We start from the raw sequence: 15,203 nt of genomic DNA, 5'->3' as shown, positions 1-15,203 counted from the left end.
TGTTGCACAAGCGCCAATAGCTCCTTTTTCAGGAGCATCGCCACGCTTCAGATCCGCCCCTCCTCCACCGCGTGGCAGGCGATGCGGATGCCGCCCAGGCTCAGCAGCTGCGGCCGCTCGGCCCGGCACCGCTCGTTCGCATGCGGGCAGCGGGGGTTGAACGCGCAGCCCGGCGGCGGGCTCAGCGGGTTGGGCACTTCGCCCTGCACGGGCGTGCGCGCCTTGCCGGTATCGTGCATCTTGGGGATGGCATCGAGCAGCATGCGCGTGTAGGGATGGCGAGGGGTATCGAACAGCGTGTGCTTGTCGGCCAGCTCCACCAGGCGGCCCAGGTACATCACGCCCACCTGGTCGCTCACGTGGCGCACTACGGCCAGGTTGTGGCTGATGAACAGGTAGGTGAGCTGCCGCTGGCGCTGCAGGTCCTTCATGATGTTGAGCACCTGCGCCTGCACCGATACATCGAGCGCGCTGGTGGGCTCATCGCACACCAGAAACTCGGGCTCGGTGGCCAGGGCGCGGGCGATGGAGATGCGCTGGCGCTGCCCGCCCGAGAACTGGTGCGGGTACTTGGCCATGTCGAGCGGCGACAGGCCCACGGACTGGAGCAGCTCGCCCACGCGTGCTTTCAGCTGGGCCTTGTCGGTGATAAGGCCATGCTCGCGCAGCGGCTCGCCGACGATGTCTTCCACCAGCCAGCGCGGGTTCAGGCTGGCGTAGGGGTCCTGGAAGATCATCTGGATGCGGCGGCGCATGGCCTTGGAATTACTGCCCTTGAAGGCCGCGTGCGCGTCCTGTCCGTCAAAGTTCAGGCCGCCGCGCGTGGGCTCGTACAGCCCCACCAGCAGACGTGCCACGGTGCTTTTGCCGCAGCCGGATTCGCCCACCAGGGCCAGCGTCTTGCCTTTTTCGATTTCGAAACTCACGCCATCCACGGCGTGCAGCAGCGTGCGCGGCTTGCCTTCGAGTACGCGGTTGAGCCAGGGGGCCGAGACATCAAAGGTCTTGGCGAGGTCGTGCGCCTGCACCAGGGGCACGCTGGTAGATGTCGTTGCGATCATGCCGCCACCTCCGCAGCGTGCAGCCAGCAGGCCGCGCGGGTGGCACCTGCGGGCAGCAAGTCGGGCCGCTCGGCAGTGCAGCGGTCAAAGCGGCGCGGGCAGCGCGGGTTGAAGGCGCAGCCGGGGGGAATGGCGTTCAGGCGGGGCATGGCGCCGTCAATCTGGTTCAGGCGCTCGCGGTCCTGCGTCATGTCGGGAATGGAGGCCATGAGCCCCGCGGTGTAGGGGTGGGCGGGGTGGTTGATGACTTCGTGCACCGGGCCGATTTCCACCACGCGCCCCGCATAGAGCACCGCCACCCGGTCGCAGGTTTCGGCGATCACGCCCATGTCGTGGGTGATGAGCATCACGGCGGCACCACGTGACTTGCAGATGTTTTTCAGCAGCGTGATGATCTGCGCCTGGATCGACACATCGAGCGCGGTAGTGGGCTCGTCGGCCACGATGAGCTGAGGCTCAGCGGCCAGGGCCAACGCAATCACCACGCGCTGGCGCATGCCGCCCGAGAACTGGTGCGGGTAGTGGTCGATACGCTGCTCGGCCGCCGGAATGCCCGTGTCCTGCAGCAGCGCAATGGCGCGCCGCCGGGCTTCCGCAGCGTTCACCGGCAGGTGCGCCTGGATGGTTTCAATGAGCTGCTGGCCCACGGTGTACAGCGGGTTGAGCGAGGTCAGCGGGTCCTGGAAAATCGCGCCGATGCGCCGCCCGCGGATGTGGCGCATCTGTTCGTTGCCCAGGTTGTCGATGCGCTGGCCCTCCAGCAGGATCTGGCCCGCAGCCACCCGCCCCGGCGATTCAAGCAGGCCGATGATGGCGGCGCCCGTGAGCGACTTGCCGGCCCCCGACTCCCCCACCACGCCCAGGATCTCACCCGGGGCGATGGAAAACGAAATATCGTCGAGCGCGCGCAGCGTGCCGCGCCGGCCCGGAAATTCCACCACAAGGTTTTTGACTTCTAAAAGGCTCATCGCAATACCAGGGCTCAGAAAGCAAGAGATTCACCGCCGGGCTGCCGCAACCCGGCATGCAGGAACCCAGGGCGGAGGGTGGCGGCGGCCCAGAGGCCGCTGGACCGATGGACGCAGGCCAAGGCATCGCCATCGCGACCCGCGTGCCGGCCGGGGCGGCGGGACAGAATGCGCAGACAAGCCATGGCGCTAGCGCAAGCGCGGGTTGAGGGCATCGCGCAGCCAGTCGCCCAACAGGTTCACCGACAGCGCAATCAGCACCAGCATGAGCCCCGGAAAGACCGTGATCCACCACTCGCCCGAAAACAGGTAATCGTTGCCGACACGGATCAGCGTCCCCAGCGAGGGCGACGTGGGCGGCGCCCCCACGCCCAGGAACGACAGGGTGGCCTCGGTGATGATGGCCGTTGCCACCTGGATGGTGGCCAGCACCATGACCGGGCCCATCACATTGGGCAGCACGTGCTTGCGCATGATGCGCATCGGCGCCACGCCCGTGACGCGCGCTGCCTGGACGTATTCCTTGTTGCGCTCCACCAGCGTGGAGCCACGCACCGTGCGCGCGTACTGCACCCAGCCCGTCAGCGAGATCGAGAAAATCAGCACGCCGAAGGCCAGCGATTCGTGCGCGTTGGGGAAGAGGGCCCGTCCCACCCCTGCGATCAGCAGCGCCACCAGGATGGCGGGAAACGACAGCATCACATCGCACAGACGCATCAGCGCGCCATCGATCCACCCCCCCCGGAAACCTGCCAGCAGGCCCAGCGCCACCCCCACGACCACAGACAACACGACCGAAGCCAGCCCCACCACGAGGGAGATGCGCGCCCCATAGATCAGGGCCGAAAGAATGTCACGCCCCTGGTCGTCGGTGCCCAGCAAGTATTTGCTGGAACCCTCGGCGCTCCAGGCCGGCGGCAGGCGCGCATCGCCCAGCTCCAGCGAGGACAGATCGAATGGATTGTGGGGCGCCACCCACCCGGCAAACAGTGAACAGAACACGCACACCACGGCAATCACGGCCGCCAGCATGGCCATGGGCGATGTGCGAAAGCTGTAGCCAACATCGCTGTCAAGCCAGCGTGCAAGGGTTTTTTTCATCGGAGGAAACCAGAAAACGCGCAGCAAGACGCGGCATGCCGTGCTGCCACGCCTTGCTGCCCTGGGAGGGGCCGAGGGCGGAGGGTCAGTTCTTGCTCATCCACTTGAAGGGCATGTAGTTGTCCGCCAGCTGCACGAGCTTGACCTTCTTGCTCACCCCCCAGGCGAGGGACTGCTGGTGCAGCGGCAGGTGGCCCACATCTGCCGAGTGCAGGTCAAACGCTTCCTTGATCATGGCGTTGCGCTTGGTCTTGTCGGTTTCGGACTGGATCTTCTTGATCAGCTCGTCCACCTTGGGGTTGCAATAGGCGCCCAGGTTGAACTGGCCCGCGCCCTTGTCGTCCACGCAGGCCATGAGGGCATTGAGGGCGTTGTGCGCATCGTAGGTGGAGGGCGTCCAGCCCAGCATGTAGAAGCTGGTATCGCGGCGCAGCACCTTGGGGAAATAAGTGCCCTTGGTTTCGGCCTGCAGATTGATCTTGACGTTGATGCGGGCCAGATTGGCCGCCACCGCCTGGCAAATGCGGCCATCGTTCACGTAACGGTCGTTCGGGCAGTTCATGGACACCTCGAAGCCATTGGCATAGCCGGCTTCGGCCATGAGCTTCTTGGCCGCTTCCACGTCGTACGGCAGGCGTTTGGCGTCGGGCTGGAAGCCATTGATGCCCGGCCCCACCATCAACGCAGAGGGGTTGGAGGCGCCCCGCATGACGGTCTTCTTGATGCCCTCGATGTCGATGGCCTGGTAGAAGGCCTGGCGCACGCGCTTGTCCTTGAACGGGTTCTTGCCCTTCACGCTCGAGTACAGCAACTCATCGCGCTTCTGGTCCATGCCCAGGAAGATGGTGCGCAATTCGGGGCCGGTGATAGCGCGGGTGTTGGCGCCGCTGTTCACGCGCTCGATGTCCTGCACCGGCACCGGCTCCATGACGTCCACCTCGCCCGACAACAGGGCCGCCACGCGGGTCGCGTCGTTGCCGATGGGCGTGAAGATGACCTCGGACACGTTGCCCTCGATCTTGCCCCAGTAGGTACCGTTGCGGGTGAACACCGTGCGCACGTTGGGTTGGCGCTCCCGCAGCCGGAACGGCCCGGTGCCGTTGGCCCGGAATGAGGCGGCGTTTTCAATGCCCTTGCGGCGGTCCACGGGTGCCACGGCCTGGTTGGCCTCGCACCACTTCTTGCTCATGATGGCCACTTGCGAGATCACGTCCGGAAGAATGGGGAACGGTGTCTTGGTTTCGATCTCGATGAGGTGGTCGTTGATCTTGCGCACTTCCTTGAAGTCGTTGGTATAGCTCTTCATGTCGGAGCCCTCGACCTGGGTGCGTGCAAAGCTGAACAGCACATCGTCGGCGGTGAACGGGGTTCCATCATGGAATTGCACGCCCTTGCGCAACTCGAACTGCCACACGGTGGGAGAAGTCTGCTTCCAGGCCGTGGCCAGCGCAGGGGCGAGGCTCAGGTCCTTGTTGCGGCCCACCAGGGGCTCGTAGATATTGCCCGTGGTGCTCAACTGCAGCGACTCATTGAGCGAGTGCGGGTCCATGGAAAGCGCGTCACCCTGGTTGGCGATACGGATCGTCTGGGCATTTGCTATCAACGCAGTAGCAGCCAGCGCCGAAAACACGAGAGAAGAGACCATTTTCTTCTGGAATTTCATGCAAATCTCCTGAGGGTGGACGGGGAAACGGGGGGGGGGCAGTCTTTCAACCAGCGGGCAAGCAAGCGTCAGGCCGCAGGCAGGGGCATCGCCTGCTCGATCAGACTGGCATGCAGTGCGGAGCCCAGCGGCAGAACGTCGTCATTGAAGTCATAGCGGCTGTTGTGCAGGGCGCTGCCGCTGGCGCCAGTGCCCTGCCCCAGCCGCAGGTAGGCCCCGGGCTTGTTCTGCAACATGAACGAGAAATCTTCAGCGCCCATGCTGGGTTCCAGATCTCGCACCACGTGGTCGGCCCCCACCAGCGACTCGGCCACGTCGGCGGCGAACACCGCCTCGCTTTCGGTGTTGATCGTGGCGGGGTACATGCGCTCGTAATGCAGCGTGGCCGTAGCGCCGAACCCCAGGGCAATGGCACTGCAAAGGTCCTTGAGGCGCTGTTCCACCAGTTCCTGCACGACCGGATTGAAGGTGCGCACCGTTCCCACGAGCGTGGCGCTGCCCGGCAGCACGCTGAAGGCGCCCAGGTCGCCCGCGTGGATGGCGCACAGGCTGACCACGGCACTTTCGATGGGCCGGACGTTGCGCGACACGATGCTCTGCGCCGCGGTGATGATGTGCGCGGCCACCAGCACCACGTCCACCGTCTGGTAGGCGTGCGCACCGTGGCCTCCGCGGCCGGTGATCTCGATGGTGATGCGGTCGGCCGCCGCCATCATCGGCCCCGTGTTGATACCCACCGTGCCCGGCTTCAGCGCCGGCCAGTTGTGCATCGCAAAGATCGACTGCACCGGAAAGCGGTCGAACAGACCGTCTTCCATCATCACCCGGGCCCCCGCAAACCCCTCTTCGCCCGGCTGGAAGATCAGCACTGCGGTGCCGTCGAAGTTGCGGGTTTCGGCCAGGTAGCGCGCAGCACCCACCAGCATGGCTGTGTGGCCGTCATGGCCGCAGCCATGCATGAGCCCCTGCTTGCACGACTTCCAGGAAAAATCGTTGTGTTCGGTGATAGGAAGGGCATCCATGTCCGCACGCAGGCCCACCATGCTGCCACTGGACTGGCTTCGCCCCCGCACCACGGCGACGAGGCCTGTGCGCCCGATGCCTTCGTGGATCTCATCCACGCCGCACACTTGCAGTGCTTCCTTCACGCGTCGACCCGTGTAAACCTCTTCAAAACCGAGCTCGGGGTGCGCGTGCAGGTCACGTCGCAGGGCCGTGAGCTCGGGATGGTATTGCGCGATCTGGGCGAATGCTCTGCCTCCCACCTTCCATCGGGGATTCTGCATCAGTGTCCTCCTGCGTTGCCCACGCGCAGGCGTGGATCCACCGCAAAATACAGCAAGTCGACCACGAGATTGATCACCACGAAGATCAACGCGATCAGGCACAGATAGGCCGCCATGACCGGAATGTCCGCGAACGTCACGGCCTGGATGAAAAGCAGCCCCATGCCCGGCCACTGAAAGACCGTCTCGGTAATGATGGCAAAGGCAATGAGCCCCCCCAACTGCAGGCCCGTGATCGTCATCACCGGCACGAGCGTGTTCTTGAGTGCGTGGCCGAAATAGATGGCCCTGTCGGACAGCCCTCTCGCCCGCGCGAACTTGATGTAGTCGGTGCGCAGCACCTCCAGCATCTCCGCGCGCACCAGCCGCATGATGAGGGTGAGCTGGAAGATGGCCAGCGTGATGGCCGGCAGGGTGATGTGGTGCCAGCCCTTGGCGGTCAGCAGACCCGAAGACCACCAGCCCAGCTGCACCACCTCGCCCCGCCCGAAGCTGGGAAACCAGCCCAGGACAACGGCAAACACCAGGATCAGCAGGATACCGATCAGGAAAGTGGGCAGCGACACACCCAGCAGTGAAAGCGTCATGAAAAGCTGGCTGATGAAGGTGCCGCGCTTGAGCGCTGCGTACACCCCCATGGGAATGCCCACCAGCAGTGCAAGCGCAGCCGCCACCACGGCCAGCTCCAGAGTTGCGGGAAACCGCTCTGCCATGAGGCGGGAGACCTTGGCACCCTGCCGCAGACTCAGGCCGAACTCACCCTGCGCCGCATTGATCAGAAAGTGCCAGAACTGCACAAAGAAGGGCTTATCGAGGCCCAGGTCGGCTCTGAGGCTGCGGATCTGATCGGGGGTCGCATCCTGGCCCAGCAGAAAGACCACGGGGTCACCGACGAACTGGAACAGCATGAAGGCGATGAATGCCACCGTGACCATGACCACCACCGCCTGAACCAGACGGCGCAAGATAAAAGCTAGCATCGGTAAAGCAAAAATTGAAGGGTCATGCTAACAGGGAAGGTGCAAATGCACACAGAAGGTTAACGAGACTAGCGCCATAGAAAATGCACTTGCTTGCGTTGGCCTGGCATGATGAAGAGGTTGCGCTCGGGGTCCCGGCACCGGCCTCCGCTGGTGGCAAACAGCGTGGTTTTCAACGCTATCAACGCTGCCCCATTCACGGGCATGCCTGTACAAAAAAGCTGGTGCACGGTGACGGCGGCGGTATGGAAACCCAAGACTCCGTCGTAGCTGGGCCTTGAAGAAGTTGTGCGCCGCACCACCCAGCTGTTCGCGGTGCCCGATGCAATCTTCGGCGCAGCAACAAAGTGGCGAGAGGCAGCCATGCGCCACCTCCTCATCCGTGGGCTCCCATGTTTTTCTTACTGCACTCACTGCCCGAACCTGCACAAGCACGGGGAAAGTGCCGCACCAACGAAAGGCATCCCGGCGACTTAGGGCAGCGCCACAAATCCCAAAAGGCGTTCTGCCCCCTGGGGACGCCCTCCACACTTGTCGCACCACACCCTCCGCGCCTGCTGGCGATTGCGCCCCAACAGACACAGAAGAACACACTATGCTCCCCGTGAGAGGCGTATCCCAACTGAGGGGCATACTCCGAATCCTGTCGATTCCGCCCCACAAGGTCCACAACACACGCCTCCCGAAACCACCAGATGGTCTTTCCCTCGGGACCACCCCGAGAACTGGTTCGACACTGCTACAGAGCACGCCGCCAGGCACCGAGAGCACTACGCATAACGCGTGCCACTGCGTCCGGGCTGCTGCAACCGCCCACCAACTGGGCCCGCGAACAAAGCCCTGGCGACTGCGGTTGCGCACACACTCAAGAAAAAAGCCGGGCCGCTATCGCTAGCAACCCGGCTTTCCCTTTGGAAACCAGTGCCGCCCCGCTCCCGGTGCAGCACTCTTCTCCCCACCAATCTTTTTAGAAACGATGGCGCAAGCCAACCGTGAAGCCCGTGCGAGACGTTGCACCATTAGGGAACGCAATGTTGCCGCCCTTGAGCTTGGTGTTGTCCACTTCGAAATAAGCATCGGTGCGCTTAGAGAACGCATAGTCGGCAGCCAGCGTCAGGAAGTTGGCGGTGGCGTCGGCAGCGGCCGTAGCACCCGACTGCTTGGTATGGAAGTAATGCGCACCCAGGTTCAATTGAGGCGTGAGCTGGTAGCCAGCGCCAATCTTGTAGATGGAGCGCTTGTTGGCATTCAGGAACACAGCACCCCCGCCGAAACCACCGTTGGCGGCAGAGCCCCACATTGCGCCCAGCACGGGTGCATCAGAGGCTGGCAGGTTCTTGTCCACCTTGTTTTCGCCATAGCCCAGGTTGAAGTACCAGGGGCCGGTACGATACGAGCCACCCAGCGTCCAAGCCTTGATCTTCTTGCCCGAAGCGAATTCATAGTCCTGGTAGCCAACGCCAGCGGCCAGACCGTCAGCGGCATAGCGCAGGTAGCCGCCCATGGTCTTGCCACCGGTGGCGGCTTTCTCGTCGAACGAGTACTGCAGGGCACCACGGATGGAGCCCACTTCGGCCGTGTACTTGATCATGTTGTCAGCACGCGCCAGCAGGGCAAAGCCGATTTCAGGCTTGTACACCTCCATGTAAGGCGAGTAGGGGTACGACGCATAGGTGGAAGTCACCAAGTCGAACAGAATGTTGTATTGGCGGCCCACGGTCACGCGGCCAAAGCCACCCTGCAGGCCCACCCACGACTGCTGAAAATAAGAACCATTGGGATAGCCACCCGCCGTGGCACCGTTGTCTGCAGTGAAACGGTTTTCAAGATTCACCAGCGCCTTCAGGCCACCGCCGAGGTCTTCGTTGACGTTGATGCCCCAGCGGCTTTGCGACATGCCGCCACCGATCATCTGGTTCAGCGACTGACCCTTGTCCGTGGCAGGCCCCTCATTGTTGGTATGGCGGTAGGCAACGTCCACGATGCCATACAACTGCACGCTGCTGGCCTGCGCGCACGCAGCCCCAGAGGCGAGAGCAACGGCTCCGATAGCGAAAAGTTTCTTAAAAACAGCTTTTTTCATGGATCGGGTCTCTTTCTATGGTTGATTTGGCACCGATCCAGTGTAGTAAACGCACGGTCATGCGGAAGCGCTTGTTGCGTATTGCTTACACAGGCTTTCCCTAATAGAACGACCGTTCACTTATTAAATCCTCACCCAACTGCGGGTCAGCTGAGCGAGCAATCCGAGAGCACCCAAGCCGCAATACACAGTAACTGAGGCAGAGCAAGACAAGGCTTCGCAAAAACTCCAAAAGGCCCATGTAAAAAGGCCACCCGTCTCGCGACGGGTGGCCTTGATCACGTCCGTGAATGCTGGCCCAAGGCCAGCATGTCATCAGAATGCGTGACGGATACCGACTTGGTAGCCATCAACGTTCTCGCCGGCGCCGACGGTCACGTTGCTGTTGAAGCTGCCAGACACGCCGTTCAGGTTACGAGCAGCGGCGTTCTTGTTGTTCATGTGAGCGTACGTGCCGTACACAGCGGTGCGCTTGGACAGGTTGTACACATAGCCGATTGCCAGGGCGTTGGAATCGTTGTTGCTATCCTTCAGGTCGTAACGAGCGTACGAACCGATCAGGTTGCCGGGGCCCACGGGAGCCGTCAGAGCCAGCATGTAGATGTTGTTCTTCACGCTGCCGGTCTTTTCGCTGTGGTACACGAAAGCTGGCTTCACAACGCCCAGATCGTACGAAGCACCCAGGCTCCAGGTCTTCAGGTCGTTGGCGAGGGTCACGCTGCTGTAGCCGTTGTTCACGACGCCAGCCTTGACTTGGTCAGCAGCCAGGGTCACGCTCAGAGGGCCGTTCTCGTAGCCACCAGCCAGACCGAAGTAACGGCCAGCGGTGTTGTTGCCAGCTTGTTCGCCGAAGCCGTAGTGAGCCGTAGCGAAGAAACCACCCAGGTTGGCGGGGGTGCGGTAGCTCACGCCGTTGCTCACGCGGACCGTGGTCCAGCCTTGCAGGGCAGCCAGGCCGACCTGACCGAACGGATCATAGGAAATAGCGGGCTTGTCGTAGCCAGCAGCCAGTTCGCGGCCCAGGCGCACTTCACCGAAGTTGCCAGCCAGGCTCACGGTCGAACGACGCGAGAAAGCGAAGCCAGGACCAGCGTTGTTGGCGCCCGCACCGGTGCCGGTGTCAGGAGAGATAGCGCCTTCCAGCCAGAAGCCAGCCTTCAGACCACCGCCGAGGTCTTCCACGCCGCGGAAGCCCAGACGGCTGGAGGAATTGCCGCTTTGCGTCACGCCGCTCACGGAGTTGGTAGCGGACACGTGGCCCACGCCAACGTCAACGATACCGAACATGGTCACGGAAGACTGAGCCATTGCAGCGCCGGAAGCAGCCAGCACAGCCAGGGCAATCAGGGATTTTTTCATTGCGAGTTACTCCAAGGTTAAACATGGGCACCGGTTCGGAGGTCTTGGGCACAGCGCCAGCGCAGTCCCACCGGTTCCCCGGGCCAACCTCCTGGTGGGGAAGTTACGGTTATTGCACCAGACGAGGCGCGGTTGCGCAAAGGAAATCAGCGCGCAAGGTCAAATCCGTTGCGGCATTGCAACATTCAGGACGATAACTCCCGACCCCGCCTTTTGCAGCCGAGGCGCGCAAACGCCAAAACGCCCGCAAAAACAGCCTCTGCAGATACAACCACTGACACACGTGCTGAAAACAATACGATCAAATTACCTTGAAACCCATCTCCCTGTCTGTAACAACTGTCACTTTAATTTAACAATGCGCACAATGGCACTCAGGCAGAGCAACATGCGGTCACGTTTGACCTCGTAAACTGCCATCTCGCTGCCTTGTAAAAGCACGATCCGTGCCCAAATCAGGGCACTTTTCAATTCACTACCCGGCATTCTTATGGACTCCTTCCTTTGCGCCGCAGACACCGCATTGCGCACCCTGTTCGCAAAACCGCATGCCGTGGAGGCGTCGCCGGCCGAGGCCTTTGCCGAGGCACCGCTGAATCCGGAACAAAAACGCCTGGCTGGCGCCCTGATGCGCGTCAATCATGTGGGAGAAGTGTGTGCTCAGGCCCTGTACACCGCGCAGGCGGCTGTCACCCGCGACCCGCAGCTGCGCAGCCACTTGTTGGAGGCCGCACGCGAAGAAACCGATCACCTGGCGTGGACGCAGCAACGGCTGGACGCCCTGGGCACGCGGCCCAGCCTGCTGAACCCCCTGTGGTTCGCGGGGGCATTCGCCCTGGGACTGGCGGCCGCCAAGGTCAGCGACCGCGTGAGCCTGGGTTTCGTGGTGGAGACGGAAAACCAGGTGGCCGCACACCTGCAAAGCCATCTGGAAAGGCTGCCCGAGGACGACCTGGCCTCGCGGGCAGTGGTCCGCCGCATGAAGGATGATGAGGAAAGGCATGCCGCCAATGCGCGCACCGCGGGTGGGCTCGCCCTGCCCTCGCCCGCCCGCGCGATGATGAAGATGGCAGCCAAGGTGATGACCACCACGGCGCACTACGTCTGAGCCCTGCCACGCACGCGGTCTTTTCGGGACCAGCAAATTCGCGGCGCAGGCTTGGCGCTTGCCCGATGGGCCGAATTGTCCGCGCACCAATGTGGGGAAGCCGCGCCCGCCTGTGTGGCACACACTCGCCGCGCCGACTTGCAGTCTCCTGACCGGGCCGCGCTCGTCTCGACCGGACCTGCTGGGCCGGAACAGACTCCACTACTCCCGTCTCAACTGTCACCGCCACCCGGCACCAGCCCCAAGCGGCGGCTTCAGGCCTCGACGATCTCGAAACCGGTGGTGATGCGGGCTGTCTTGCCCAGCATGATGCTGGCCGAGCAGTATTTTTCGTGGCTCATGGCAATGGCGCGCTCGACCGCTGCGGCGGGAATGCCCTTGCCCGTCACCGTGAACTGCATGTGGATCGCCGTGAAGACCTTGGGGTCCACCTCGGCGCGCTCGGAGGTGAGCTTGACGCTGCAGCCCCGGACATCGTGGCGCCCGCGCTTGAGGATCAACACCACGTCATAGGCGGTGCATCCACCCGTGCCGGCCAGCACGGTCTCCATGGGCCGGGGTGCCAGGTTCAGTCCGCCGTTGGCAGGGTTGGCCGCATCCGGTGCGCCGTCCATGGACAGGACATGGCCACTGCCCGTTTCCGCCACAAATCCCATTCCTGAACGGGTGCCGGCGCTTCCGGTCCAGCTGACTGTGCATTCCATAACTGTCTCTCCTGTTGATGCGTGGTTTTTTTCACGAATTGGATGGGCTATTTCGAGAAATCGACGTGGATTTTGCTGCATCGCAGCAAGCTCCGCGCTACACTAGCGCCATGCGTTGCCCTTTTTACTGAGAAGGGAAGCAGTTCCAAGGAACCGTGCCCTGCGGCAATGCACCGATTGTCTCCTCCATCTCCTCAAAGGATGGATTCAGCCCTGGGCTTTACCGCCTGGGGCTTTTTTTTGCCCGCACGCACCCTCCTGGCCCCGAGCCCACCGCCCGTCTGCGTGCCGTCAGGTGACGCGCCTATGATGGTGGCCCCGCCCGCCTTGCCGCGGCGGCGCATACCCCGCCTCACATGACTCAGCACCTCACCCCCTTCGACTACCTGAAAAAGATCCTCACCGCCCGCGTCTACGACGTGGCCGTCGAGTCGGCCCTCGAGCCCGCCAAGAATCTCAGCCGCCGCCTGCACAACAAGGTGCTGCTCAAGCGGGAAGACCAGCAGCCGGTGTTCAGCTTCAAGCTGCGCGGCGCCTACAACAAGATGGCCCACCTCACGCCCGAGCAGCTCCAGCGCGGCGTGATATGCGCTTCGGCCGGCAACCACGCCCAAGGCGTGGCCATGAGCGCCCACAAGCTGGGCTCCCGCGCCGTTATCGTGATGCCCACCACCACGCCGCAACTCAAGATCGACGCCGTGAAGACGCTTGGCGGTGAGGTTGTGCTGTTTGGCGACAGCTACTCCGATGCCTATGGCCACTCGGTGAAGCTTGAGAAAGAGCAGGGCCTGACCTTCGTGCACCCCTTTGACGACCCGGACGTGATCGCCGGCCAGGGCACCATCGCGATGGAGATCCTGCGCCAGCTGCAAAGCCTGGGCAGCAACCAGCTGGACGCCGTGTTCGTGGCCATCGGCGGCGGCGGGCTGGTGAGCGGCGTGGCCAACTACATCAAGGCCGTGCGGCCCGAGATCAAGGTGATCGGCGTGCAGATGAACGACTCGGACGCAATGGCCCAGTCGGTCGCCGCGCACGAACGCGTCACGCTGCCCGACGTGGGCCTGTTTTCCGACGGCACCGCCGTCAAGCTGGTGGGCGAGGAAACCTTCCGCATCGCCCAGGGGCTGGTCGATGACTACATCACCGTCGATACCGACGCCGTCTGCGCCGCCATCAAGGACGTGTTCGTGGACACGCGCAGCATCGTCGAGCCCGCCGGCGCCATGGCCGTGGCCGCCATCAAGCAGTACGTGGCCACGCACAAGACCAAGGGCGAGACCTACGCCGCCATCCTGTGCGGCGCCAACATGAACTTCGACCGCCTGCGCTTCGTGGCCGAACGCGCCGAGGTGGGTGAAGAGCGCGAAGCGCTGCTGGCCGTCACCATCCCCGAAGAGCGCGGCAGCTTCCGGCGCTTTTGCGAAGTGGTGGGCGGCCTGCCCGGCGGCCCGCGCAATGTGACCGAATTCAACTACCGCATCAGCGACGCCACGCGCGCCCACGTGTTCGTGGGATTGGCCACGCAGGGCAAGGGCGAGTCGGAAAAGATTACCAAAAACTTCGAGCGCCACGGCTTCGAGGCACTCAACCTGACGTACGACGAGCTGGCCAAGGAGCACCTGCGCCACCTCGTGGGCGGGCACTCGGCGCTGGCACAGGACGAACGCCTGCTGCGCTTCGTGTTTCCCGAGCGGCCGGGCGCGCTGCTCAAGTTCCTGAGCCTGATGCAGCCCACCTGGAACATCAGCCTGTTCCACTACCGCAACCAGGGCGCCGACTATGGGCGCATCCTCGTGGGCCTGCAGGTGCCCCCCGAAGACGCCGCGGCCTTCGATGCCTTCCTGGCCACGCTGGGCTACCCCTACGTGGAAGAGACACAGAACCCGGCCTACCGGCTGTTTCTGCGCTCCAAATGAGGGCCAAAATGGCTTGTAGCGCTTGATTGGCAAGCGCTGCGAGCTATCAATTTTGATAGTTCTATCGACGCTGTCCCCATGCAAGCCCTGCGCCACTACCTGCTGGCCGTGCAGTTTTTCACCCGCATCCCCGTCACCGGGCGGCTGGCCCGCTGGGTGGGCTACAGCCCGGCCATGCTGCGCGCCAGTGCCGCGCATTTCCCGGGCATTGGCTGGCTGGCGGCGGTTCTGGCCACGGGTGTGTATGCCGCGCTGTACTGGGCCCTGGCCCCCAATCCGCTGGCCCCGACAGTGGCGGCGGTGTTCTGCACCATCGCCACGGTGCTGATGACCGGCGGCTTCCATGAAGACGGACTGGCCGACGTGGCCGATGGCCTGGGTGGCAGCGCCGACCGTGAGCGGGCGCTGGACATCATGAAAGACTCATGCATCGGCGCCTTCGGGGCGATGGCCCTGGTGCTGGCCTTGCTGGCCAAGCTCAGCCTGCTGGCCCTGCTGGGCGCGCACAGCCTGGCGGTGGCCCTGGCGGCGCTCGCAGGCGGCCATGTGCTGTCGCGCCTGTGGCCGCTGTTCATCGTGCGCAGCCTGCCCCACGTGGGCGACACGGCGCGGTCCAAAAGCAAGCCGCTGGCCGACCAGATCACCAGCGGCGCGCTGGCAGCGGCAGTTTTGTGGTGTTTTGTGCCTGTTGCGCTTGTCTGGCAAACACAGTCAGCTCTCTTTTTGGTAGCAGCCGCGGGCTTCAGCGGTCTCGCCGCCGCCTGGATGGGCCGCTGGTTCGCGCGGCGCCTGCAGGGCTTCACCGGCGACTGCCTGGGCGCCACGCAGCAGGTCAGCGAGATCGGCTTCTACCTGGGCGCGGCGCTGGCCTTGCGGTGGGCATGAGCGCCCCGGTGCCCACCCCCGCCCGGCTGTGGCTGGTGCGGCACGCCCAGCCGGTGGTCAAGGCCGGCACCTGCTACGGCGCGCTCGAC

The 15,203-nt window shown here is 63.6% G+C and carries 13 protein-coding genes; 3 read left to right on the top strand and 10 right to left on the bottom strand.

Annotated elements, in window-relative coordinates; all coding sequences use genetic code 11:
• Positions 1-47 precede the first annotated feature (47 nt).
• From ACDELDRAFT_RS06050 to ACDELDRAFT_RS24965, 9 genes are all read right to left on the bottom strand, one after another.
• Entirely contained in the window at positions 48-1,061 is a 1,014-nt protein-coding gene (locus ACDELDRAFT_RS06050; protein WP_005794548.1) for an ABC transporter ATP-binding protein, read from the bottom strand.
• Positions 1,058-2,029, bottom strand: a complete 972-nt coding sequence (locus ACDELDRAFT_RS06045; protein WP_005794547.1) for an ABC transporter ATP-binding protein — start codon at positions 2,027-2,029, stop codon at positions 1,058-1,060. The genes ACDELDRAFT_RS06050 and ACDELDRAFT_RS06045 overlap by 4 nt, the downstream gene beginning before the upstream one ends.
• 189 nt (positions 2,030-2,218) lie before the next feature.
• Complete coding sequence (locus ACDELDRAFT_RS06040; protein ID WP_005794545.1) at positions 2,219-3,130, bottom strand: ABC transporter permease; 912 nt, start codon at positions 3,128-3,130, stop codon at positions 2,219-2,221.
• Positions 3,131-3,215: 85 nt separating this feature from the next.
• On the bottom strand, positions 3,216-4,793 hold the full coding sequence (locus ACDELDRAFT_RS06035) for an ABC transporter substrate-binding protein (RefSeq protein ID WP_005794544.1): 1,578 nt from the start codon (positions 4,791-4,793) through the stop codon (positions 3,216-3,218).
• Positions 4,794-4,861: 68 nt separating this feature from the next.
• The gene (locus ACDELDRAFT_RS06030) at positions 4,862-6,079 is read right to left on the bottom strand and encodes a M20 aminoacylase family protein (protein WP_005794542.1); all 1,218 of its coding nucleotides are present in this window, start codon (positions 6,077-6,079) and stop codon (positions 4,862-4,864) included.
• The gene (locus tag ACDELDRAFT_RS06025) at positions 6,079-7,059 is read right to left on the bottom strand and encodes an ABC transporter permease (RefSeq protein ID WP_005794541.1); all 981 of its coding nucleotides are present in this window, start codon (positions 7,057-7,059) and stop codon (positions 6,079-6,081) included. Before ACDELDRAFT_RS06025 ends, ACDELDRAFT_RS06030 begins: the two co-directional genes overlap by 1 nt.
• Before the next feature lie 967 nt (positions 7,060-8,026).
• Positions 8,027-9,142, bottom strand: coding sequence for a porin (locus ACDELDRAFT_RS06020; RefSeq protein ID WP_005794536.1), 1,116 nt, complete (start codon positions 9,140-9,142; stop codon positions 8,027-8,029).
• A gap of 315 nt (positions 9,143-9,457) precedes the next feature.
• Positions 9,458-10,501 (bottom strand): porin, encoded by a 1,044-nt coding sequence (locus ACDELDRAFT_RS06015; RefSeq protein WP_005794534.1) that lies wholly within the window; start codon positions 10,499-10,501, stop codon positions 9,458-9,460.
• 342 nt (positions 10,502-10,843) lie between these two features.
• Complete coding sequence (locus ACDELDRAFT_RS24965; RefSeq protein ID WP_005794532.1) at positions 10,844-10,987, bottom strand: hypothetical protein; 144 nt, start codon at positions 10,985-10,987, stop codon at positions 10,844-10,846.
• Between the two features lie 4 nt (positions 10,988-10,991).
• On the opposite strand from ACDELDRAFT_RS24965, the gene coq7 reads away from it, so the two are divergent.
• Entirely contained in the window at positions 10,992-11,609 is a 618-nt protein-coding gene (gene coq7 / locus ACDELDRAFT_RS06010) for a 2-polyprenyl-3-methyl-6-methoxy-1,4-benzoquinone monooxygenase (RefSeq protein ID WP_005794531.1), read from the top strand.
• A 254-nt stretch (positions 11,610-11,863) separates the two neighbouring features.
• On the opposite strand, the gene ACDELDRAFT_RS06005 is transcribed toward coq7, so the two are convergent.
• Entirely contained in the window at positions 11,864-12,313 is a 450-nt protein-coding gene (locus ACDELDRAFT_RS06005; protein ID WP_005794529.1) for an OsmC family protein, read from the bottom strand.
• Between the two features lie 356 nt (positions 12,314-12,669).
• Between ACDELDRAFT_RS06005 and ilvA the strand changes: the two genes are divergently transcribed.
• Positions 12,670-14,229, top strand: coding sequence for a threonine ammonia-lyase, biosynthetic (gene ilvA / locus ACDELDRAFT_RS06000; RefSeq protein ID WP_005794526.1), 1,560 nt, complete (start codon positions 12,670-12,672; stop codon positions 14,227-14,229).
• 78 nt (positions 14,230-14,307) lie between these two features.
• The gene (locus ACDELDRAFT_RS05995) at positions 14,308-15,114 is read left to right on the top strand and encodes an adenosylcobinamide-GDP ribazoletransferase (protein ID WP_005794523.1); all 807 of its coding nucleotides are present in this window, start codon (positions 14,308-14,310) and stop codon (positions 15,112-15,114) included.
• The last annotated feature ends 89 nt before the right edge of the window (positions 15,115-15,203 follow it).

It is taken from the genome of Acidovorax delafieldii 2AN (assembly GCF_000175235.1).
Lineage (GTDB): Bacteria > Pseudomonadota > Gammaproteobacteria > Burkholderiales > Burkholderiaceae_C > Acidovorax > Acidovorax delafieldii_B.
Note: the sequence above shows the minus strand (reverse complement) of the source record. Positions and strands in the feature narration are given on the sequence as shown.